Raw genomic sequence first — 22,658 nt, 5'->3', positions numbered from 1 at the left:
AATTTCGTAGTTTTAACTTAACCTCTGTGCGATACTACATTTATGCAGTATCACCTCACAGATATTACCGCAATTCTCAGAAGTACAGAGGATTTTTGAGCTTTTTTGACAGATTTTTGCATAATATGACAAACAGCTGCATAAATGAGACATGATTAATTAGCTTATCCATCAACACAATTCTTTACCCATTACATAAAAATTAAAACTAGCGTTAATTATGCTATAAAAAAACACTTAAAAACCTTTGAACTACAGTATTTCGCTAGCATTTAAGCATGTTTTGCACTATAATTTATGGTATAAATATTTAATAAATAGCTCTATGTCAGTAAATAACTTCAATAAGGCGCAACCATTTCTGCAATGGGTCGGGGGCAAAAGAAAAATCATTGATCAATTAGTTAAATTTATTCCTGCAAAGTTAAATAACTATTATGAACCTTTCCTTGGTGGAGGGGCTTTGTTCTTTCAAGTTAGAGATAAATTTAAACATTGTTTCCTATCCGATATTAACCTAGAGCTAGTGACGTCCTATAACGCAATCAAGAAGAATCCAAATGAGGTTAGTAAATTGTTAGACTCCTATAAAGAAAAACACTCCAAAGAACATTATTATCAAGTTAGAAACAATAATGATAGCAATGATCCGGCAAAAATCACTGCAAGATTTATTTATCTTAATAGATATTCATTTAAAGGCATTTACCGGATCAATATTGATGGCAAACCGGCTCAAACTTTTTCTGGCAGGAATTATAATAAATTTGACATTGCCATTCGATTAAAACAATGTAGTAGCTTACTCGCTGGTGCGTCTATTTGTGCTATGGATTTTTCTTTCATTGAACCACAAAAAAATGATTTTGTATATTTTGATCCTCCTTATCATAAATCAGGTGAAAAGTTTTATACTAGATTACCCTTTGATGAAAGTGAGCAAACTAGACTCAGAGATTTTGCTGCAGAACTCAATGATAAAAATGTTAAAATAATGATTTCTAATAGTGATACTCCTTTTATTAGAAACTTATACAAAAATTTTAACATTAACACTATTAAGGTTAAATACTCAATGCCTGAACATAACAAAATGTCTGATGAGGTAATCATAACCAATTATTAGAGGAAATTTTCTGCCTGCATAATTATTCTTAAGCTTTAATTATCTTTGAAACTTAATCAATTCAAAGGTAAACCCTTGAGCTGCAAAAGCTTCCTCTAGATCTTGCATATGACGATTTCTAATATAATAATCATTAAAAGCTGATATTGATTTAAGAATTACCTTCTTATTAATTGCATCTTCCTCTACCACTACTAATTTACTTAATACACCATAATCAATATATTGGTTATAACGTTCAATAAGAAATTTCCGTGCCCTGTACCATACTGAATCAGGATTTAATTGTTTGCTTAGCTGCAATAGATAAGTTTGTTTTTCATCTTCAGTATTATTCTGCTTCACTTCAAGTTTAGCGCATGGTATTATTTCCAACTGTTTAACAGCTTGTCCATAAATCATTTGTACTTGTTGTAGTATTTTATCTTGTGCATTTTCTGAAAGCATAATAGTTTTAAGCAGTTTGATTTGATATCTATTACCTACTACCCCAATAAATAAGCAGGAGCTTAATAATTCATAAGCTGAATCAGGATCAAAACTACCAATGATTTTACGTTTTAACTGAGCTTGTTTGCTAGTGTCAAAGCTGCTTTCTATCTTATCTAGGTACTGTTCTTTATTCTTATTTACATTGCTAGATTTAAACTGAAACTGCTCACAATTAGCTTTAGTAGTTTCTCTTAGCTCATGAGCAAGAGCCTTAGCCATATAGTTTAGTAACACCTTCTTATGGCCAAAATGATGATTGGAATATTCGCCTGCTAGCTTGAGTAACAGTTTGTTGATAAAATCTAGATTAAATTCACGATTTGATTTTATTTGTAATAAGTCAGCATCTTCTTGGCTTAAAGGGTAAAAATCTGCTAATTTCTTCCTTTTGAACCAGCCATTATGCTTTGTATCTCTTACTGCTGAATTATTATTAGCCAATGATGCTTGTTCACATCGTGCATGATTAACCTTATCAAGAATTGCTTGGAATGTCTTATTAATCTGCAGTGGACCAATGATAAAATTATTTCCAGATGTTGCGGGTTGTTTGCTCTCTTGCTGGTCATTTACTGATTTTTTTGTTGCAAATTGTGAATGTTGTGATAATTGCTCATTTTGATCAATTTCATTTTTTAAAATTGTAGATTCACTAGATCTAGATTTATTAGATATATTTTTATTATTATCTATATATATTGTCTCATCCAAAGTTTTTTGGGGTTGAGGCAAAATTTCTTTGGGTTTCACCCCAAATTTTTTTGGAGTTGGTGGAAAATTTTTTTCATTTTCAGATGGTATTTTGCTAGAAGCAGGTTGAAAATTTTTAATAAGCTTAATACAAGGAGTATTACGGCATTTAATGCCATATTTTACAATAGTTGCTTTGTATACTTCAATAAAGCCACTCTTTTTTAGCTCAATTAGACACTGTCTGACACGTTCTTGACAAACTCCCAAATGTTCCTCAAAGAAATGATAAGTTTCTTGAAGCTCATTAATACTATTATTGTAGTAGATTTGCATACGGAAGACTATTAGAGATAAAAGTTGTCTTGCAGTCTTGCTTAATATCTTACCATTATGAGAGGAAAGAGTACTCCATTCAGGAGGAACAAAATTACCTACAAAATTATAGAAAATGATTGAATTTTGATCATCAAAATTATGCGTTGCACAATCAGAAGTAAAATGTGAGCAGCATATAGTGTGCATAAGACCTCAACTTAAACATCAGGTTTAATCGAGGTAGTAAGAGGATTAAAGCGCCATTTTTAAAAACGCGATGAGCATATAAGCAGCATATGGAGTAGGGAGGTAAAATTAGTAGATTATGAAAAGCCTGATTGTGAGGTGGTGGGCGATAGAGGATTCGAACCACTGACCTTTACGATGTCAACGTAATGCTCTAACCAACTGAGCTAATCACCCTTATAATTTTTTTAATCTTTATGTAGTTTTGGCTTTATCGAATTATGGACCTTATAATATTTACAATTAAGATAAGTGTCAATTGATTAGTTCAAGTTATATGTTAATATATTGATAAAAAATAGTTATATTGCATACATTTATTAAAAAAACAGAAAAAATTCCTAAAACAGCTATTTCAATAGCTAAAACTTAAGATTAAAGGAAGGTTTAATAAAAAACTTTGATGAATTTAAAAAAGAGTTATAAACCCCGAAGTAAAAAAAGCTTATGAAGAACGAAAAATGGAATTTGAGATAGCAAGCACTTTAATAAAGGCTCGTCTTGCATCTAATATGACTCAGGCGGATGTTGCTAAAAAAATGTCTACTTCTCAAACTCAAATAGCAAGAATGGAAAGCGGACATCATATTCCTAATTTCTTAAGCCTTCAAAAATACGCTAAAGCTGTAAATCAAAAAATTAATTTGTTGATTACCCCATCATAGGGTGTACTACTAAATCTATATGTAGTTTTTAACCCTTGTTTTTTTAAAAAATTCATTAATGTACTAGATTTCAAGCTTTATTTCCATTATTTATAATATTTTATTATTTAGTCTATAATTTTATGGTGGATTTAAAAACTAAAGCCTTTGATATTTCTCAAAATTTCACTATTTCTCTTGACGGTCCTGCTGCTTCAGGTAAAGGGACTATAGGTTTAATACTGGCCAAGAAATTTTCTCTTAAATATTTTCAGTCAAGTATTGTTTATAGGCAGCTTGCGTTTGACTGTATTAGTCAAAAAATAGATGTCACTGATATAGATGCGGTAATTGCTTTATCTAAAGAATTAAAACTCGACAATAATTTTGACTTAGAGAATGAGAATATAGGAAATATAGCATCGCAACTTGCCGTAATAAGTGAAATTAGAAGTAATCTAAACAAATACCTGATTAATCTAGTAAAAACAACACCTAGAATGATTATGGAGGGTAGGGATATAGGCACCGTTGTTGCACCTGACGCCGATTTAAAGATTTTTATAACCGCAAATCCTCAAATTAGGGCTGAAAGACGATATAAGCAGTTGCAAGCAAAAGGAAAAACATGTATACTCGATGAGATTTTACGGCAAATAATTTTGCGAGATAAAAGAGATAAAGAGCGAAAAGCTGCACCGTTATTACCGGCTTCAGATGCTTTAATTATCGATACTTCAAAGCTTTCGGCTATAGAAGTCGTAGAAGAAGTAACAAATTATATAAAGAATAAAATAACTTGAAAAAGTGCTAGGTTATTTTATTCGATTTTATGGCGTTATTGCATGGCTAGTATGTCATTCCCGCGTAGGCGGGAATTCAGTAACTAAAAGGTAAAAACGCACTTGGTTTTTAATATTAAAAGTTATAGTTTTGCTTTTTCTGGATTCCCGCCTACGCGGGAATGACATAGAACGCTTTTTTTAGCCATGCAAGAGCATCCAATTTTATTAACCTTTCAAAAAATTTTTATTAGCCTAGGCACTTTAGCTAATACTACGAGAAGAATATGTCAATAAAACTAAAACAACGATTTGTTCCACAACTTGCAGCAATGAATCATGAATTTGCAGAAGATTTCTCTAAAATGCTTGAAACCGTTGATACAAGTCATATAAAAGAAAAAACGGTAGTTAAAGGTCAAGTAGTCGAAATAAAAAACGATATAATTATTGTTGACGTTGGATTAAAAAATGAAGGTAGAATACCTAAGTCTGAATTTTTAGCTTTACCTAAAGTTGGGGACGTAGTTGAAGTTTTCATCGAGAAAATTGAAGGACGTAACGGCAGAACAATATTAAGCCGTGAAAAAGCAGTTAAAGAAGAATTATGGGGACAACTAGAAATCATGTGTTCCAAGGGCGAATTTGTCGACGGTACGATTTTCGGTCGTGTAAAAGGAGGCTTTACCGTGGATTTATCCGGTGTAGTGGCATTCTTACCAGGAAGCCAAGTTGACGTTAGGCCTATTAAAGATCCTACTTCTATAATGAATATCAAGCAACCGTTTAAAATTTTAAGTATGGATAAAAAGCTTGGTAATATAGTAGTTTCAAGAAGAGCTATTTTAGAAGAATCACGTTCTGAAGCTAGAGATGAGATGCTATCTAAAATTAAAGAAGGCATGGTATTAGAAGGAACCGTAAAAAATATTACTGATTACGGTGCGTTTATCGATCTTGGAAGTGTTGACGGTTTATTACATTTAACCGATATTTCTTGGAGAAGAGTTAACCATCCTTCAGAAGTGTTAGAATTTAACCAAAAGGTTAAAGTAATGGTTATTAAGTTTGATGAAAAAACCAAAAGAATATCACTCGGTATAAAACAACTTGATTCTAACCCATGGGAAGCAATTAAAGAAGAATTCCCCGTCGGTAAACAAATGACCGGTAAAGTTACAAATTTTGCTGATTACGGCGTATTTATAGAATTAAAAGACGGGCTTGAGGGACTTGTTCATTCAAGCGAAATTAGTTGGTTAAAATCTAATCAAAATCCTAGAAAAACGCTAACTATAGGGCAAGAAGTAGAATTCGTAGTTTTAGAGGTCGATACTGAAAAGCATCGTGTTTCTTTAAGTATTAAACAATGCCAAGAAAATCCTTTAACAAAGTTCGCTGAAAATAATCCTGTTGGTACTATAATTAAAGCACCGATTAGAAATATTACGGATTTCGGTATTTTTGTTGCACTCGGTAATAATATGGACGGCATGATTCATGAAGGTGATATTAGCTGGGAAGATAAAGGAACGGATCTATTAAAATCATACAAAAAAGGTGACGAAATAGAATGCAAAGTTCTAGCCATTAATATTGAAAAAGAACAAGTTAGTTTAGGTATAAAACAATTGTCGCCGAATCCATATCAAGAAATCAGTAATGAATATAAAAAAGGCACAATAGTTAAAGCCCTTATAACAGAAGTTAAAGATGAGGGACTCGAAGTATTATTAAACAATAAAGTAGCAGGTTTTATTAAAAGAACTGAACTATCGGATGAAAAAGACGAGCAGAAGCCTGAAATGTTTCAAATAGACAAAGAAATAGAAGCAAAAGTTGTTTCTATCGAGAAATCAACCGGTAGAATTTTATTATCGGTAAAAGCTCATAAAATAGCAGAACGTCAAAAAGCTCTCAAAGAATATGGTTCTAGTGATAATACTACCAATATGGGAGATATACTTGCTAATGCTTTAGAAGATAAGAAGTAATAATCTATAAGTCATTGCGAGGAGAAACTGTAAGTTTCAACGAAGCAATCTCAGGAGTTCTATGCTACTTCATGAGATTGCCACGTCGGTTATTAAAATAACCTCCTCGTAATGACGAAAAACTATTTAATTCATCAATTTCAGGAGAAAATATTAATGTCGTATGTACCGATAGTAATTGAACCAACATCACGCGGTGAACGTGCTTATGATATATATTCAAGATTGCTAAAAGAACGTATAATCTTTGTATGTAGTACTGTTGAAGATCATATGGCAAACTTAATTGTTGCACAATTATTGTTTCTTGAAGCAGAAAATCCTAAAAAAGATATATATATGTATATCAATTCCCCAGGAGGAGTTGTAACCGCAGGTCTTGCGATTTATGACACAATGCAATATATAAAACCTAAAGTGGCTACATTATGCATAGGTCAAGCTTGTTCTATGGGTTCACTTTTACTGTGCGGGGGCGAGAAGGGGATGCGTTATAGTTTACCTCACAGTCGTATTATGATCCATCAACCATCAGGAGGTTATAAAGGGCAAGCTACCGATATAGAAATCCACGCTCAAGAAACCCTAAAAATCAAAAGGTTACTTAACGAATTGTATAGTAAACATACTGAACAAGAGTTAAAACATATCGAAAAAAGTATGGAACGTGATAATTTCATGTCACCGGAAGAAGCAAAAAAATTTGGATTAGTAGATAATATAATGTCTTCTAGAGATGCTATGGCATTGTTAGCAAAATAAAGATTAAATTTTATAGATTTAGTTTTATTATTATAGTATAAGAGAATTAATTTGTTATAGTCAAGTCAGTGGGATTTGCACACCAGAAGCAAGGAGTTAAGCCTAACTAATAGGAGAACGACTAATGATGATGCAGGCGAGTCCAAATCAATTGACTATATTGGGGTCATAGCTCAGTTGGTAGAGTGTTTGAATGGCATTCAAAAGGTCGGGGGTTCGACTCCCCCTGGCTCCACCATGTCTTATTGCTATTTCAATTTATAAATATTTCACACAGTAAACATATCATAAACTAAGGACTTTTTGCTTTTCAAAAAAAGTTAGATAATATTCAAATCTTATTATAATTCCTTTTTAGATTAGTTTTAACTTACTTAGTGAATTAATAAGAGGCTATAAAATGCATAAAGTAATTACACAATTATCAGAAATTAAATTAATTGGTATTACAACAGGTTGGAGAATATAAGGCTCAAAGCGGGGCATTTTAAAGGTAATACAAGTTATTTAATGATAAGAAATATATTAACATAAGCTTTACCCCACTTTCTACTTCTCATTTTTTGCTTTTTTTAAAATGGCTAGAAATGCCACATATAAAACTATGGTGGAATAAGAATATAGAATGGAGTTTAGAATTGATCGAACAAAAATACTCAAGCTATATTAGAGGGTATAAGCTAGAAAATAATGAGCCTAAAAATATACACGCTTACATTATAGAAGCAGATTGTACTCCTATAGGATACATCCAAATTTACAATGCTTATGATTTTGAGCGTTCAGACCCATTAATAAACTTACCTTCAAAACTTGCAGCACTTGATTATTTCTTTAATGCTTAGGTTCTGTGGACATTTAATAGAATAATCATAATTATGACTCTTTTTTGCTGCACATTATAAGTTTTTTTGAAAGAAATATGAATAACTATTCCTTCAAAAATCTTATTAATTTTCGCTAAAAAATACTTCAAAATAAAAAATCAATTAGAAATCTTCACAGAACCTAGATATATTAATATAGATTAAGTGTAAAAAGAATTAGTGAGAAAATGCTAAAAGATCAGAATTTAGATATAGAAAGAAAGCAAGACCATATTGAAATTAATCTTACGAAAAACGTTGAATCTACACTTAAAAGCGGTTTTGAATCTATTCAATTTATTCACAATGCATTACCGGAAATTAACTACGATAGTGTAAATACAACTACTACTTTCCTCGGAAAATCTTTACAAGCACCTATCCTAATTTCTAGTATGACCGGAGGCACGACTAGAGCTAGAGATATTAACTATAGACTTGCACAGGTCGCTCAAAAAGCCGGTATTGCTATGGGGCTTGGCTCTATGCGGGTTTTGTTAACGGAACCGGATACAATCAAGACATTTGCAGTAAGGCATATAGCTCCCGATATCCCTTTACTAGCCAATATCGGTGCAGTACAGCTTAATTACGGAGTGACACCTAAAGAATGTCAGTATTTAGTGGATGCTATTAAAGCCGATGCCTTAATTTTACACTTAAACGTATTACAGGAACTGACTCAGCCGGAAGGTAATAGAAACTGGGAAAAGCTGTTACCTAAGATAAGAGAAGTGGTTAATTACCTCTCTATCCCGGTAATTGTTAAGGAAGTAGGATACGGTTTATCTAAAAAAGTTGCTGAGCGTCTTATTGACGCAGGGGTTAAGGTTCTTGATATTGCAGGGAGCGGTGGGACATCTTGGAGTCAAGTAGAGGCTTATCGTGCTACAAATTCGTTACAAAACCGTATAGCTAGTAGCTTTATTAACTGGGGAATCCCGACTTTAGATTCTCTAAAAATGGTGCGGGAAGTTTCAAAAGATATTCCGATTATTACCAGTGGCGGGTTAAAATCCGGCATTGACGGTGCAAAAGCAATTCGTATAGGAGCTAATATTTTTGGACTTGCCGGTCAATTTTTAAAAGCGGCAGATACTTCTGAAAGCTTGCTTTTCGAAGAGATACAATTGATAATCGAGCAGCTTAAAATTACCATGCTATGCACCGGATCACGCACTTTAAAAGATTTAGCAAAAGCAGAGATTAGGTTTTAGTAAAATTTATATTCATAATATATTGGCACCAAATTCAAAAATAACTCTTTCGGCCTTATAATCACTAATTTGAACAAGTTTAACTTCTTCAAGATAATTACCTTTGGTAAATTCGTTAATGACTTTCCGCCAAAATATTAATGCCGGTTTATTGTCAGGAATAACCGCAACTTCCCATAATCTTTTATGCACTTGCCAAATTTGCTTAGCTACTTGCCTACCAACTCCTTTATTTTGAAATCTTGCTATAATAAAAAATTCCCCCATATTCCAATCGATTTTATAATGCGTTCCAACCTTATTAAGCAATATAAAACCTGCTATTTCGTCATTTACTTTAATTCAATAGGCTTTCCTATTCGTTTCTATAAAATATTTTTTGTAATCATCAGCTTCATATAAACCATCTCGTGGCAATGTCCAATCATATTCATCTGATTCAAACCCACAATAACGCGATATATCATATATATAAAACCGTACCATATTGTGGATTAGAGGGTAATCAGCAACGGTTGCAGTGGTTAAACGTATATTCTGTACAGATTCATTCTTCATAACTCTTATCTTAAATATAATTTAGCCATTTCTCCGGAATTATGATAACCTAGCACTTCATAAAATATATGCGTACTGTCTTTAGCACGTCGATAACCAGAAGTAAGATCAACGATTACGGGGCTATATTTGGAGCTATATTTTTTTGCTATTTCTTCTAAATATTCCATAAGCTTTTTACCTATTATAAAAGTAAAAATAGAAATTAAAAGACTATCAATATTGAGGTAATTAGTAGACGATAAGCTTTGTAAAAAGCTTTTAGACTTTATAAATGTAATAACAAATGCATATGAAACTTTTAAATACTCGAAAGTGGAAACCTTGATTACTATTTGGCTTTCCGGTTCGATAAACTACAAAAATTGGCTAACTGTCCAGACTAGAGCGTGGTAAGTTAGTATTACAAAAGATATTTTTGTTTAGGTAAAGTTGATGGTAATATTTTAACAGGCCGTTTTACGTTCCAAGATAATCATATAAGAATTTTTAGAGCAGGATACTGGCGCAAAGGTAAGAGAATTTATGAGCAAGAGAATAAAATACACTGATGGGGAAATATGGGAAGTAAAAATAGTAAAAGATTTCTTGCCGCACCCTAGAGAACTTTTATTAAAAGATGATTCAGTAAAAGTAACCATTTCTTTAAGTAAAGAGAGCATAGAATTTTTTAAATCAGAAGCAGCAACTGCACATGTTCCTTTACTAGATAAATATACTAAGTATTATAAAGAAAATAAACGAGCATAACATACTCTTCTGCTTTTAAGAATTGCTCTTTGTTATCTGCATGAATTCACATACTCACTTATCAAGTATAAACTGTACACACTCACCATTTGATAACAAATTCAATGCTTGAAATAATGCGAGTATACCATAAACTGAGCTGGCGGAGAGAGGGGGATTCGAACCCCCGACACGTTGCCGTGAACACGCTTTCCAGGCGTGCGCCTTAAACCGCTCGGCCATCTCTCCCAAATTTTTAGCATTGCCTGTATGGCTACCTATGTCATGCTCACAAGGTATTGATGTTGTTGCATAGAGTAAAAAGCCTACTCGATATCATCCCAGCGGAAGCAAGGATCCCAAAAAATAAACCTATAAAAACAAGTTTTTTATAGGTTTTACTGGATTCCCGCTTTCTCGCGGGAATGACATAAAACGATCTATGCCACAAAGCCTTTAGTCGCTTGCAATGACGACTTGGGTATCCATACGACAAAGCTAAGACTTATTCTGAGAAAAAATATTATTAGCTTCTTCTAGCTCATTTTTAGTATTAACACCAACAATTAAATCATGATCAGTAGATAATAAATATGAAACTTTTTCACCGTGATTTTTACATATTTTTACTATTTCAGTTAAATAAACTTCCTTATGACCGTTAGTATTAGTAGCAAATAAAGGTAAGTATTTATTTAAAATTTCGCTACTGAAAGCCATAATACCTGAATTACAAAGCTTTATGTTTTTCTCTTCTGCGCTTGCATTTTTATGTTCGATTATCTCTAAAAATTCACCATTTTTATCAGTAGCTATTCTCCCATATTGAACCGGATTTGCTCTCTCAAAGCTTAAAGTCACTAATGCAGAATTAGTAAGGCTTAAATAAGCTATTAATTCATGCATAAGTTTTGGAGTAATAAGAGGATGATCAGCGTATAAAACTAATATTGTTTTATTTTTATTAATTAAATCTATTGCTGCATAAGTAGCATGGGCTGTGCCTTTAGGTTCTTCTTGCAGTACAAAGCGACACATATTTTCATAGGACGTTAAATATTTTTTAAGTTCTTCTGAATAAACTATAATTACATCATTTGTAACATTAAGCGAATTCTTTAATACCGTTTCAAGCATTGGAACTCCACCGACTTTATGCATTACTTTCGGTAAATCGGACTCCATTCTAGTACCTTTACCGGCTGCTAAAATAATTATTTGATAATTTGCATCGTTATAAGTCATGGTTCTCCTTGTATTATTTCGTAAACATCATCAGATAACTCATAATTCCCAAAAACTCTTTGCACATCATCGCTTTCTTCTAAAACTTCCACAAGCTTTAGTAATTTTTCAGCTTTTTCCTTATCATCTATAATTATTGTATTTAATGGGATCCAGCCTATATACGAATCTTCAGGTATACCATATTTGCCAGTTAAAAATTCTAGAACTTTAGAGAAATTTTCAATATCCGTATAGATTGTATGGGTGGTATCATCTGATATAATATCATACCCCCCGGCCTCTATGACTGCCTCTAAAACATCTTCATTAGATGCTATATTTATTGGATACTGAATAACTCCGCAATGGTTGAATAAATAATTGACACTACCGGTTTCGCCTAAACTCCCACCATATTTAGTAAAACTAGAGCGTACTTCTGCAGCAGTGCGGTTTTTATTATCGGTTAAAGCTTCAACTATTATAGCAATACCATTCGATGCATAACCTTCATATCTAATTTCCGTATAATTTTCGGTATTAGAAGAATCATTAGCACTATTAATAGCTTTATCTATTCTTTCTTTAGGGAGATTTTGACTACGTGCAGCGGTTAAAGCATTTCTAAGACGTGGATTATTTTCAGGGTTATTAGAAGAACCGGTTTTAGCTGCAGTAACTATTTCACGAATTAATTTAGTGAAAACTTTTGCTCTTTTTTTATCTTGAGCCCCTTTACGATGCTGAATATTTTTGAACTTTGAATGACCGGCCATATTTATTTCTTTTCTTTCAAAAGTAGTATTATATACTCTGAAGTAAAATGAAAAGTAATATACGAAGATCAACTTGAAAAAGAGCAAGGAGTCTGCAAACTGAGGATCGGAGCATATAATAAATACTCAGCATCCGAGGACTTACAAAGGCGACGTAGCTAATTTTTCAAGTTCATCGAGTATATTTTTTTTCTCCAAAAACGATTAATTAACCTTGTTTTGCTTTAAATCTTTTATTCTTTTTATTTATTACAAAAATTTTGCCTCTTCTTTTAACGATCTGACAATCTTTATCACGTTTTTTTAACGATTTTAATGAGCTAACAACTTTCATAAAATATACTTTTACATTTAATTTGGATTGATAATAAACATTTTTATTTAATCAGTCAATTAGGTACTGTACTCTTGTAATAGAATAATCATAATTATGGCTATTTTTAGCTGCAAATTATAATCATTAATCAAAAGTGTACAGTACCTAACAATTTAAAGCATTTTTAAAAAATACCATGCTTCGTGGTTTTTTAAATATAAATTTAACCAATAATTACAAACGGATCAAATTATGAATAAATATTCATTATATAACTTTACTCAAGAAACTATAAATGAAATCAAGCAAAATGGAAGAGAATGGAGTTTAAACAAACCATATTATGATGAATTTCTTGTGGAATTACCGAAATTAGTTCAAAAATTTGATCTATCTGAAATCATTACAAAAGTAGATTATCCAGGTAAACATGTATCCATATTTAATGCAATAGGGGAGCTAGCATCATATGCTCAACTTGCTAAATGGGCTGAGAATGCTATTAAAGATGAGCAGCAAGGTGACAATGAAAAAGCTAATAATCAATGGAAAGCTATAAAAGCAGTATTAGAGCATGCTAAAACATTAGGTATAGATTATTGTAGTTTAATAAGAGGCTGGGAAAATAATACAGGGGCAGCACAAGGTGATCAGATACTGAAACTTCTTTTAAATAAAGTGAAACAAAATATTGACTTAAGTATAGATGAGCTGAAGATAGCTAAAATCATAATAGACGAAGCAGATAAAGGAGAATACGGCTTATACACTATTCCAAATAATTATAAAAATAATGAAAATGCAAAACATGCAGCTAACGAACATAAAAAATGGTATGAAAGCATAATTAAAGATGAGGATTTTTCAATGTTACAAGCTTTAAGCTATAGTGTGGATACAAGCTCTATATTGCAAGAAAAAGATCTAATTGATCTATCTGAGGATGATTCTACTATATCTCCCGAAATGTCAAAGAAACAAAATAATCTTAACGATCAACAACTTGCAGCTTTGGTTCATCAAGCAACTGCTCACGCTAACAAAGAGGAAATACCACATATACAACCTTCTACTAGTTCTAATAGGGGAGAGAGCGGTACAGAAGATACTATTTTAGGTATGCAAGCCTTAAGGATTTAGTAACATTAATTAATGCCGGAGTGCAAGCTTTAGATGGGACTACTAATCCTCAAGATGCTCAAGGTAGCACTGCTGAAGACGTTGTAACACAAGTAAGTAATCTTTTGCAAGCGACAGGAGGCAATATTAATAATTTGTTGGATATGGTACCCGATATATTAGGTAATCCTCAAAACACTAATGATGCTGCTTGGGATTTAGATCAAATCCTTACCTCTTAAATGCTATAACTTCCCTTGCTTCATAAGATAAGTTATGGTAGGCTAGTTTATCTTATTGTAACTCAAGTTATTTTAGCATTGCCGGTATGGTTTGGGAATTATGCCAAAATTGTTATTGCGAGCGACTACAAGGAGCGTGGCAATCCAGCAAAACAATAAAAAAATTCTGTAAATCAGAATTTTTTACTGGACTGCTTCGTCAATTACTCAGTAATTTTCCTATCAATGACGTTAAAACCATACTACTCCTATTATTATCCTTTATCCTCTTCTCTAAGCCGGCTATTGCCGATCCTGAAATAGCTGAATCCTTTAAATGTTCAAAACTTTTTCCTTACTTTGAAAAAAAATTTAATATCCCATCTAATACGTTACATTCAATAGCTTTAAAAGAATCGGGAAAAAAACATACAACCCGTAAAATTAGAGTAGTATGGCCTTGGACGGTAAACGTTGAAGGAAAAGGCTATTATTTTAACACAAAGAGAGCAGCCGTAAGTTTTGTTAGAATAGAGCTTATAAAAGGGAGAGAGAGTATTGATGTCGGATGCATGCAGATTAACTTAAGGCATCATTTAGGGGCTTTTAATTCCCTTGAACAGGCATTTGATCCAAATAATAACATTCGTTACGGTGCAGAATTTTTGCGTTCAAAATATGATCAGCTAGGGAGCTGGCACAAGGCGATAGCTCATTATCATTCGGCTACACATTCTTTAGGGTTTAAATACAAACAAGATGTAGTTAAAATAGCAAGTAATATGGCTCTTTATAAAGCATCCTTACATAGTTATCTAAATAATAATGAAGGGGCTTTAGAAGATACAATTCCAGTAAATAATAACAAAGTTCAAAAAAAATCACTTTTTAGTGGCAATAAAAGATACAGAAGTAGTATTATGATACCGGTTCCTGCTAAAATTAATTAATTCTATGAATATTAAATTAATTACATGTTTTTTAATATTAGTAAGTGCGGTAAAAGTAAATGCCGATTTTAACAATATTCAAGATAATTTTGAATATCAGGAAGAACAATTAATAATAGAATTACCTTGGAGTGATTGTACCGAAATTCATAAATTATTAGAGGAAAAATTATCTTTTTCAGAACAACAAATAAAAAAAGAAAATAAAATTCATGAGAAATATAAACAATTTTATTTAAAACATAATAACCCTACTAATTTTTCTATGCAATTTCTTGAGAAAAAATCTAAGACTAATGGAGTAGAAACTTTAATATCAGGTTTTTTAAAATTTTGTGAAGATAATTTTCAAACTAGTAAAAGTAAATCTAATTCCCTAAATTATTATATTAAAAAACAACAAGACCAATGGTTTAATTATATAAGAAATGAGAATTACAAAATATATTATAGAAAAAAATACGAAGATAATATCTTTAGAAATAATTAATTAAGGCAACTATATATCTTGTATAACCTAAATTGTTTCGATATAATAATTTTATATAAAATTGTGTTAGTATAGTTAAGTGTTAGATTTTAAAAGTGTTGTTGATTTATTCGAACAATTGCATAATTATTTTACTGATATACGTTGGGCTAACGGAGCTTATTGTCCGTATTGCAGCAACCAAAAGATTTTTCATTATGCGGATGGAACGAATCACAAATGTTCGGCATGTAAAAAGCGTTTTAGTATCAAAGTCGGCACAATGTTTGAAAATAGTAAGATTTCTTTAAAGAAATGGTTTACAGCAGTTTTGCAAGTTACTACGCAAAAAAAAGTTTATCATCGTTACAGCTTTCAAGAGATATTAATGTTACCCAAACAACTGCATGGTTTATGCTTCATAGGATTAGAGAAGTGACTCAACTAGAAAGTTTTAGTATTCCTTAAAAAGCACTGTAAAAATAGACAAGACGTATATTGGTGGTAAAGAAAAGAACCAACATCAAAATAAAAAAACTAAAGGTACACAAGGTTGCAGCACAAAGACAAAAACCGTTGTAATCAGCATGATAGAGAGAAACGGTAACGCTAAGGCTCAAGTTATAACAAAGGTTAATTCAAAGACCATAAAATTGCAATAAATAATATTCTAATAGGGTCAACTATTTTATCTGATGAATTGGAAGCTTACAAGGTATTAGAAAAGTTATATAATCATGAATATATAAATCACGACTTAGGTAAATATATAAGAGAGTCTGTGTCCACAAACACGGTAGAAAGCTTTTGGACGGTGTTTAAGCATGGTATAATCGGGACTCTTATTCTATTAGCAAAAAACACATAGAGAGATATTTAAGCGAGTTTGTATTTAGATGCAACCATAAAAACTATAATATAAGCAATATGTTTAATGCTATACTTTTAAATACAGGTAATTATTTATCTTATAAAGCCTTGGTAGGTCGGTATGAAACTCACATTAGTTAAAAACGGAGAATTATCTTTTAACGAGGTTTTAGCAGTGGTAGGTCAAGCTCCATTAAAAATTAATTCTCCAGAGATTGAAGAAGATAAAATCCTTAAACCATTTATAAAATGGGCAGGGGAAAAAGAAGCCTTATCAAAGAGTTGCGCTTACGCTTACCTGCTAGTGACAATAATCATTATGAGCCTTTTATAGGAGGAGCACTTTTTTTGCACTCGTTCCAGACAAAGCTATTATATCAGATATAAACTTAGATTTCATACAAGGCAGTTAAGGATGAAGCTCGAGCATTAATTGAGCTGTTAGCTAAGCATAAAGCTAATCACTCTCAAGATTATTACTATGCTGTTAGAAAGAACACAAATAGCGATAACCCTATTGAGATAGCAACACGTTTCATATACCTTAACAAGGCTTGTTATAATGGTCTTTATAGAGTAAATGCAAAGGAGAGTGCAATGTCCCGATGGGAGCTTATATGAATCCTAATATTCTTGATAAGGATAACATACTTAGTAAAGCTTTACAAAATGCTGAAATAATATATCAGGATTTCAGCAATATTTCACCTAAGCCTAAAGATTTCGTGTATATAGACCCGCCATATCAACCTATTAATAATACTTCATTTACAAAATATACAAAGCTTGGCTTTACAGAGGCAGATCAGGTTAAGTTTTATGAAAAATGCAGAGCATTAAATAAGAAAGGTGTATATTTTATTTCAAATTCAGATAGCGATTTTATAAAGAACTTATACAAGTTTTTTAGTATAGATATAGTAAATGCACCAAGAAGCATAAATTGTAAATCCGACAGTAGGCAAGGAGCTAATTAAGTTTTAATAAGAAATTATTAGTACAATGGTAAAACAAATTGCAATTTTACAAGCTAATAAAACTGGAAACGAACTTGAGATTTTTATACATGATCGACTAAAAAGAGAAGGATATTGTTTTGTACCTAATAAAAGATTTAGTGCAGCTAGGATCCTTAAGCAGCCTATTTATACTAGACAGTTTGAAGTTGGCAAAAATATTTATGATACTAAATGGAAATGCGATTTTATATTATATCATCCAGAACGTCACTCTAATTGCCTAGTTATAGAATCTAAGTGGCAACAATCAGGAGGATCGGTTGAGGAAAAATATACTTATCTTGTGCTAAAAAAAACAAGGAATTTATGATACTATAATAATAATTGATGGTGATGGATATAAAAAAGAAACTTTAAAATGGCTCAAGGATCAAGTTGGCAGTAATTTAATAGAAGTGTTTAGTATGTCTGAATTTACATCTTGGATAAATAAACAGGAAATATAGGTTATACAAGTATATAATTCCCTTAATTTATTTCAGTACTTGATGCATATATTATTTAATTTATATTAACTGTAATAATATACAGGGTATTTATGTTAAAGAAATTTATATTAGTATTGTTGTGTTTTATAAATCTCTAGGAGAATCTAATAAGACCGAGAACAATGTTTCAGCGATAGAAAGAAAAAAAGTTTCTAGTAATGATAAAAAACTAAAACCTTTCTACTTAGAGCATTTTGATCTAACTTCGGATTTAAATCCTACAGAAAAAAGCCTGTTGAGTTTAGAACCTTTATCACCTAATAATAATACGCAGCCTATAATTGTAGATATTCAGGAGAATTTTGAAGGACTAGATAGAGTTAAAGGGGATGATATTCGCACTGCAAGACAGAAAGAACTTGTTCAAAATAGTTTGCTAGGAGATTTTTTAGGGGGTTTTATTTCTCGACCGCCACCAACAATTTTAGGAGAGAAAATTCAAGATAGGAGAGGATTATATATTCAACAGACTAAAGCTAAAAAATCACCGAAATAATGCAGTAGAGGGGATAAGTAACAGCTTATTTATCAAGCATGCAGCTAATGATATAATAAGTCGATTAGGAATGATTGATAAGGATTTTTCGGATATTCTAGAAATATCGGCTAAATGCGGTTATCTTACGAGCTTACTAAAAAATGCTTATCGAAGTGCCGATATTACCGTAACAGATATGTCGCCTTTATTGCTTGATTCTTTTGAGCATAATCATAAATTATTAATCGATGATGAAGATTTAGAATTGCCAAAAGACTCTTTTGATTTAATTATTTATTCATTAGGGTTACACTGGATAAATGATGTACAACGCTTTTTATCTAATATAAGAATATTTTTAAAGTCTGACGGTATTTTTATCGGTCATTTTGTCGGAGGAAATAGCTTAAAGAATTTACGTAAATCCTTAATAGATGCCGAAATAGCAAGTGATTTTAAACACTCTCCTCATATTGCTCCTTTTATTCATTTTGATCATGTTCCGATTTTATTTTCGCAAGCAAGATTTGCCGAAGTAATTGTTGACTATGAAAATATAGAGCTAAAATTTGATAATCCTTTAGCTTTAATGAGAGAAATAAAAAATATAGGTGAGGCAAATTCACTAAATGCTAGTCATAATTATGCTATTTCTAAAAAGATGTTTTCTTTACTACAAAATTATACAAACGGCTTTGAAGATAATATTAATTTAATTAGTTTTATTGCTTCACCAAATAAGAATAGTATAAGATTAAAGTTGTTATAAAGGTGATAATGGTGTATTTTTAACAGTATTACATCATTGCGAGGAAATTATGTAAGTAATTGACAAAGCAATCTCAGGATATTTGACAAGATTGCCACGCAGCCTATGGCTGCTTGCAATGACGATCCAACAATTTATTAAGGTCAAACAAATATGCAAGAATTTGATTTAGTGGTAATAGGTAGCGGTCCAGCCGGTTATACAGGCAGTATTAGGGCTGCTCAGCTTGGTATGAAAGTAGCGTGTATTGAGAAAAGCGATACTCTTGGCGGCACTTGTTTAAATATAGGATGCATACCATCGAAAGCTTTACTTAATTCTTCCGAAAAATATGAAGCAGCTCTAAAACATTTTGAGAATATAGGTATTACTGCAGATGTAAAACTAGACTTACAAAAAATGCTAGCTAATAAAGATAAAGTAGTTCGTGATCTTACAAAAGGTATAGAAAGTCTATTTGCCAAAAACAAAGTTACTAGGATAAAAGGTGAAGCTAAAATTAGCTCTAGTAATATCGTTGAAGTAAATAAAGAGCAAATTAAAGCCAAAAATATCCTAATTACTACAGGTTCCAGCGTCATAGAAATACCGAATATCAAAATAGACGAAGAATTTATTGTTTCATCTACCGGTGCTTTGAAACTTTCTAAAGTACCTGAGAACTTAATAGTAGTCGGCGGAGGGTATATAGGATTAGAACTTGGTTCAGTTTGGCGTCGTTTGGGAGCTAAAGTAACGGTTATTGAGTATACACCGAGCATTGTACCTATGCTTGATAAAGAAATTGCTACACAATTTATGAAACTACAGCAAAAACAAGGTATAGAGTTTAAACTGAATACTAAAGTGCTATCTGCTGAAGTAAAGTCAGGAAAAGTAAATCTGACAATAGAGGAGGGCGGTAAGAGTTCAGTAGCAACAAGCGATGTTGTGTTGATGGCGGTAGGCAGAAAAGCCTATACGCAAAATCTAGGACTTGAGTCTGTCGGTATTATTACGGATAAGCAAGGTAGCATTGAGATTAATGACCGGTTCCAAACAGCAATTTCAAATATTTACGCAGTCGGTGATGTGGTAAAAGGAGCTATGCTTGCTCATAAAGCCGAGGAAGAGGCTGTAGCTGCCGTGGAAATTATGGCAGGGCAGGCAGGACATGTTAACTATCACTTAATTCCAAACGTAATATATACTTATCCTGAAGTAGCAAGCGTCGGTGAAACGGAAGAACAGCTAAAAGAAAAAGGCATTAATTATAAAGTCGGTAAGTTTCCGTTTTTAGCAAATAGTAGAGCAAGAGCAATCGGTAGTACGGAAGGGATGGTTAAGATCCTTGCCGATAGTAAAACCGATAGGGTTTTAGGAGCGCATATTATAGGAGCTGATGCAGGTACATTAATTGCCTCGCTTACGGCTTATATGGAATTCGGAGCAGCTTCAGAAGATATAGCAAGAACCTGCCACGCTCACCCAACTTTAAGCGAGGCTATAAAAGAGGCAGCACTTAGTGTAGATAAGAGGACTATTAATATGTGATATATTGCGACGTCATTGCGAGGAAAAACTGTAAGTTTTGACGAAGCAATATCAGGCGTCCTGCTTTATGAGATTGCCACGCTCCTTGCAGTCGCGGCGTTGTTGCATGGCTTGAAAAACTAGTTCGGTGTCATACCGTGGCTTGACCACGGTATCCAGTAAAACCACTCAAAATACTAATATTATTAGTATTTTTAACTAGATCCCACGAACAAGTCGTGGGATGACAGATATGAAGCAAACCATACCACAAGGCCTTCAGTCGCTCGCAATGACGAATTTAAGGATATTTATGACCAAACAAGAGCTGCGTCTTTATTTCAAAGAATTTTTAATAAAAAACCAAGATAAGATTAATTCCGATTTAGTCAAAAACTCTCTAATCAATAAAATTAGCCGGTTATTACAGGAGTTAAAAGTAAAGACAGTAGGACTTTACTTTCCTCTAAAATACGAAATTAACTTACTTGAAATAACAAACTTACATCCTAAAATAAGATTCTTCCTACCGAAAATCATAAAAAATGAGATAAAATATTGTTCTTATCATTATAACGATCAATTGGCTTTAGGGACTTTTAAAACCTACGAACCTATAAATAATGATTTTTTTATTCCTGAGTTAGTTATTATCCCAGGGCTTGCGTTTAGTAAGGAGGGTTATAGACTTGGATACGGCAAAGGACATTTTGACCGATATCTCAATAATAACCGAAATATATTAACCGCCGGAGTTTGTTTAAAAGAACAATTAATAGATAATTTTCTGATTGAATCTCATGATCGTAAGCTTAAATTTATGATGTCGGTATAATAACCTTAATTTTTTTAACTTTGGGCAAAATGGTTGATATAATAAAAAAAATTGTCGTATTGATCGGTGTACCTTTTGCTTTTTTTGCACAAGCAGTGGGAGATTGGCTAGAAACAGGACAAATATCCGGCGATACTCAGACTGGAGATATTTGCTTTCAATTAGCATTAGTAGGAGTAGGGACACTTATCATAGCCCAGGCATTTAGTAACTTGCCTGATGATGTATACAACGAATATGTTAAAGTAGTACAAGATAGTGAGATACAAGTTACATTAGTTGGCTAATTTTTTTCTATTCATAATAGGCTACAAATTATTCGATTTATAGCTTTTTTCTTATAAGTTATTACACAAACTTATTATTTCATCTTTATATTTTTGTTTGTGTAAATATTTGCTTTTTAAATTTAGATTTTTAAAATCCTTGTGATTCAATGGCGGGTATTTACTAAGCTTTATTAAATCTTCATCTAAAATAAAATGCTTACGAGGAATATTTATAGTTTGTGCATTCTCTTCACGATAAGCTGCAAGCATTTGAACTTTGTAATTAAAACTCTTATCATCACTTCTATATTTTATTTTTTTCCAAGCATCTTTCGGCTCAACCTTATAATTTCTAACATCTAATAAAGTACTAAGAGTAGTTTGATATTTATTAGTTAAATTATTTCTAATAATTATATTATTTAACTCTTTATATATCTTATACAAATACTCCACGTCTAACATTGCATAATTTAACATATCACTAGTAATAGGGCGTTTTAGCCAGTTAGATTTTTGGTGGGTTTTATCGATAGTAATACCGATTAGCTTATAGCAAAGGTCATCATAGCTTAGCTGTTTACCAAATCCACAAATATTTGCTGCAATTTGTATATCAAAAACATTAGCAGGTAGTGTTTTAAATAAATTATAGAAAATCTCTAAATCTTCACGAGGAGCATGAAATATTTTAGTAATATTATTATCTGCAAGCAGCTTATTTAAAATATTCAGATCTAAATTGCTTAATGCATCAATTATTCCGCAATATTCTTCTGCTTTAACTTGAATTATACTAAGCTGAGCATAATAAGTATAGCGACGCTCAAATTCCGTATCTATGCTTAAGCATGCCTTATTTGCTAACCGGTTACAAAATTCTTCTAATGTTTTTTGATTATCGATAATTTGCATA

Annotated in this window: 26 protein-coding genes, 3 tRNA genes and 6 pseudogenes; 25 read left to right on the top strand and 10 right to left on the bottom strand. The window is 32.1% G+C overall.

The annotated features are described in order from the left end of the window. The first annotated feature begins 325 nt into the window (after window positions 1–325). Window positions 326–1,126: a DNA adenine methylase gene (locus GCO76_RS01000; protein WP_266264215.1), complete on the top strand. Its 801-nt coding sequence runs from the start codon at window positions 326–328 to the stop codon at window positions 1,124–1,126. 39 nt (window positions 1,127–1,165) lie between these two features. Here GCO76_RS01000 and GCO76_RS00995 read toward each other — a convergent pair whose 3' ends face one another. Together GCO76_RS00995 and GCO76_RS00990 are read right to left on the bottom strand one after the other, a co-directional pair. Beyond that, entirely contained in the window at window positions 1,166–2,833 is a 1,668-nt protein-coding gene (locus GCO76_RS00995) for a hypothetical protein (protein ID WP_266264198.1), read from the bottom strand. Between the two features lie 139 nt (window positions 2,834–2,972). Next, window positions 2,973–3,049 (bottom strand) — tRNA-Val (locus GCO76_RS00990). A gap of 121 nt (window positions 3,050–3,170) precedes the next feature. Here GCO76_RS00990 and GCO76_RS00985 point away from each other — a divergent pair. The 8 genes from GCO76_RS00985 to fni all read left to right on the top strand — a co-directional run bounded on the left by GCO76_RS00985 (window position 3,171) and on the right by fni (window position 9,137). After that, on the top strand, window positions 3,171–3,245 hold the full coding sequence (locus tag GCO76_RS00985) for a type II toxin-antitoxin system RelE/ParE family toxin (protein ID WP_109559329.1): 75 nt from the start codon (window positions 3,171–3,173) through the stop codon (window positions 3,243–3,245). A gap of 88 nt (window positions 3,246–3,333) precedes the next feature. Continuing rightward, window positions 3,334–3,537: a helix-turn-helix transcriptional regulator gene (locus GCO76_RS00980; RefSeq protein WP_410955876.1), complete on the top strand. Its 204-nt coding sequence runs from the start codon at window positions 3,334–3,336 to the stop codon at window positions 3,535–3,537. Window positions 3,538–3,659: 122 nt separating this feature from the next. Continuing rightward, entirely contained in the window at window positions 3,660–4,319 is a 660-nt protein-coding gene (gene cmk, locus GCO76_RS00975) for a (d)CMP kinase (RefSeq protein WP_410955875.1), read from the top strand. A gap of 266 nt (window positions 4,320–4,585) precedes the next feature. Continuing rightward, window positions 4,586–6,292, top strand: a complete 1,707-nt coding sequence (locus GCO76_RS00970) for a 30S ribosomal protein S1 (RefSeq protein ID WP_410955874.1) — start codon at window positions 4,586–4,588, stop codon at window positions 6,290–6,292. Window positions 6,293–6,448: 156 nt separating this feature from the next. After that, window positions 6,449–7,054, top strand: a complete 606-nt coding sequence (gene clpP, locus GCO76_RS00965; RefSeq protein ID WP_004998361.1) for an ATP-dependent Clp endopeptidase proteolytic subunit ClpP — start codon at window positions 6,449–6,451, stop codon at window positions 7,052–7,054. Window positions 7,055–7,216: 162 nt separating this feature from the next. Continuing rightward, window positions 7,217–7,292, top strand: a tRNA-Ala gene (locus tag GCO76_RS00960). A gap of 349 nt (window positions 7,293–7,641) precedes the next feature. Next, window positions 7,642–7,899, top strand: a complete 258-nt coding sequence (locus GCO76_RS00955; RefSeq protein WP_479725307.1) for a GNAT family protein — start codon at window positions 7,642–7,644, stop codon at window positions 7,897–7,899. Between the two features lie 209 nt (window positions 7,900–8,108). Further along, window positions 8,109–9,137: a type 2 isopentenyl-diphosphate Delta-isomerase gene (gene fni / locus GCO76_RS00950; protein ID WP_410955872.1), complete on the top strand. Its 1,029-nt coding sequence runs from the start codon at window positions 8,109–8,111 to the stop codon at window positions 9,135–9,137. A gap of 12 nt (window positions 9,138–9,149) precedes the next feature. Here fni and GCO76_RS00945 read toward each other — a convergent pair whose 3' ends face one another. The 3 genes and pseudogenes from GCO76_RS00945 to GCO76_RS00935 form a co-directional block, all read right to left on the bottom strand. Further along, complete coding sequence (locus GCO76_RS00945) at window positions 9,150–9,479, bottom strand: GNAT family N-acetyltransferase (protein WP_410956442.1); 330 nt, start codon at window positions 9,477–9,479, stop codon at window positions 9,150–9,152. Next, complete coding sequence (locus GCO76_RS00940) at window positions 9,480–9,695, bottom strand: hypothetical protein (protein WP_410955871.1); 216 nt, start codon at window positions 9,693–9,695, stop codon at window positions 9,480–9,482. A gap of 5 nt (window positions 9,696–9,700) precedes the next feature. Beyond that, a pseudogene (locus tag GCO76_RS00935) lies at window positions 9,701–9,883 on the bottom strand (GNAT family N-acetyltransferase); the annotation flags it as partial. Window positions 9,884–10,220: 337 nt separating this feature from the next. Between GCO76_RS00935 and GCO76_RS00930 the strand changes: the two are divergent. Next, window positions 10,221–10,445, top strand: coding sequence for a CopG family transcriptional regulator (locus tag GCO76_RS00930; protein WP_410955870.1), 225 nt, complete (start codon window positions 10,221–10,223; stop codon window positions 10,443–10,445). 140 nt (window positions 10,446–10,585) lie between these two features. On the opposite strand, the gene GCO76_RS00925 is transcribed toward GCO76_RS00930, so the two are convergent. From GCO76_RS00925 to ykgO, 4 genes are all read right to left on the bottom strand, one after another. Then, window positions 10,586–10,673, bottom strand: a tRNA-Ser gene (locus GCO76_RS00925). Between the two features lie 249 nt (window positions 10,674–10,922). After that, window positions 10,923–11,669 carry a sugar phosphate nucleotidyltransferase gene (locus GCO76_RS00920; protein WP_103897708.1) on the bottom strand — a complete coding sequence of 249 codons (747 nt, stop codon included), beginning with the start codon at window positions 11,667–11,669 and terminating at the stop codon, window positions 10,923–10,925. Continuing rightward, a complete protein-coding gene (locus GCO76_RS00915) occupies window positions 11,666–12,427 on the bottom strand; it encodes a YebC/PmpR family DNA-binding transcriptional regulator (RefSeq protein ID WP_103897709.1) in 762 nt (253 codons plus the stop codon). Before GCO76_RS00915 ends, GCO76_RS00920 begins: the two co-directional genes overlap by 4 nt. A 208-nt stretch (window positions 12,428–12,635) precedes the next feature. Beyond that, entirely contained in the window at window positions 12,636–12,761 is a 126-nt protein-coding gene (gene ykgO, locus GCO76_RS00910) for a type B 50S ribosomal protein L36 (protein WP_004998227.1), read from the bottom strand. An 849-nt stretch (window positions 12,762–13,610) separates the two neighbouring features. Here ykgO and GCO76_RS00905 point away from each other — a divergent pair. The 15 genes and pseudogenes from GCO76_RS00905 (at window position 13,611) to GCO76_RS00835 (ending at window position 21,760) form a co-directional block, all read left to right on the top strand. Beyond that, window positions 13,611–14,104: pseudogene (locus GCO76_RS00905) on the top strand (hypothetical protein). An 86-nt stretch (window positions 14,105–14,190) separates the two neighbouring features. Beyond that, window positions 14,191–15,033, top strand: coding sequence for a lytic transglycosylase domain-containing protein (locus GCO76_RS00900; RefSeq protein WP_410955869.1), 843 nt, complete (start codon window positions 14,191–14,193; stop codon window positions 15,031–15,033). A gap of 4 nt (window positions 15,034–15,037) precedes the next feature. Beyond that, window positions 15,038–15,523: a DUF2532 domain-containing protein gene (locus GCO76_RS00895; RefSeq protein ID WP_103897713.1), complete on the top strand. Its 486-nt coding sequence runs from the start codon at window positions 15,038–15,040 to the stop codon at window positions 15,521–15,523. Between the two features lie 79 nt (window positions 15,524–15,602). Continuing rightward, window positions 15,603–15,941 (top strand): transposase, encoded by a 339-nt coding sequence (locus GCO76_RS00890; protein ID WP_410955868.1) that lies wholly within the window; start codon window positions 15,603–15,605, stop codon window positions 15,939–15,941. A 37-nt stretch (window positions 15,942–15,978) separates the two neighbouring features. Further along, a pseudogene (locus GCO76_RS00885) lies at window positions 15,979–16,164 on the top strand (transposase); the annotation flags it as partial. Next, entirely contained in the window at window positions 16,155–16,370 is a 216-nt protein-coding gene (locus GCO76_RS00880) for a transposase (RefSeq protein ID WP_423246763.1), read from the top strand. The pseudogene GCO76_RS00885 and the gene GCO76_RS00880, both read left to right, overlap by 10 nt. A gap of 123 nt (window positions 16,371–16,493) precedes the next feature. Further along, window positions 16,494–16,706, top strand: coding sequence for a hypothetical protein (locus GCO76_RS00875; RefSeq protein ID WP_410955866.1), 213 nt, complete (start codon window positions 16,494–16,496; stop codon window positions 16,704–16,706). A 59-nt stretch (window positions 16,707–16,765) separates the two neighbouring features. Further along, window positions 16,766–17,259: pseudogene (locus GCO76_RS00870) on the top strand (DNA adenine methylase); the annotation flags it as partial. Window positions 17,260–17,374: 115 nt separating this feature from the next. After that, window positions 17,375–17,759 (top strand): annotated as a pseudogene (locus GCO76_RS00865) (PD-(D/E)XK nuclease superfamily protein); the annotation flags it as partial. Beyond that, window positions 17,760–17,837, top strand: a pseudogene (locus GCO76_RS00860) (DNA adenine methylase); the annotation flags it as partial. It abuts the pseudogene before it with no gap. 121 nt (window positions 17,838–17,958) lie between these two features. Then, window positions 17,959–18,375 carry a hypothetical protein gene (locus tag GCO76_RS00855; protein ID WP_410955865.1) on the top strand — a complete coding sequence of 139 codons (417 nt, stop codon included), beginning with the start codon at window positions 17,959–17,961 and terminating at the stop codon, window positions 18,373–18,375. A 31-nt stretch (window positions 18,376–18,406) separates the two neighbouring features. Further along, window positions 18,407–19,126, top strand: a complete 720-nt coding sequence (locus GCO76_RS00850) for a methyltransferase domain-containing protein (RefSeq protein ID WP_261368760.1) — start codon at window positions 18,407–18,409, stop codon at window positions 19,124–19,126. 153 nt (window positions 19,127–19,279) lie between these two features. Further along, the gene (gene lpdA, locus GCO76_RS00845) at window positions 19,280–20,659 is read left to right on the top strand and encodes a dihydrolipoyl dehydrogenase (RefSeq protein ID WP_410955864.1); all 1,380 of its coding nucleotides are present in this window, start codon (window positions 19,280–19,282) and stop codon (window positions 20,657–20,659) included. 292 nt (window positions 20,660–20,951) lie between these two features. Then, window positions 20,952–21,473 (top strand): 5-formyltetrahydrofolate cyclo-ligase, encoded by a 522-nt coding sequence (locus GCO76_RS00840; RefSeq protein ID WP_410955863.1) that lies wholly within the window; start codon window positions 20,952–20,954, stop codon window positions 21,471–21,473. A 59-nt stretch (window positions 21,474–21,532) separates the two neighbouring features. After that, the gene (locus GCO76_RS00835; protein WP_029374947.1) at window positions 21,533–21,760 is read left to right on the top strand and encodes a hypothetical protein; all 228 of its coding nucleotides are present in this window, start codon (window positions 21,533–21,535) and stop codon (window positions 21,758–21,760) included. 51 nt (window positions 21,761–21,811) lie between these two features. Here the strand turns inward: GCO76_RS00835 and GCO76_RS00830 are convergent, their stop codons facing one another. Next, entirely contained in the window at window positions 21,812–22,657 is an 846-nt protein-coding gene (locus tag GCO76_RS00830; RefSeq protein ID WP_410955862.1) for a ribonuclease D, read from the bottom strand. Window position 22,658: the final 1 nt, after the last annotated feature.

It is taken from the genome of Rickettsia koreansis, assembly GCF_046532895.1.
Taxonomy (GTDB): Bacteria; Pseudomonadota; Alphaproteobacteria; order Rickettsiales; family Rickettsiaceae; genus Rickettsia; species Rickettsia rickettsii.
This window is presented reverse-complemented; position numbering and strand designations above follow the sequence as displayed.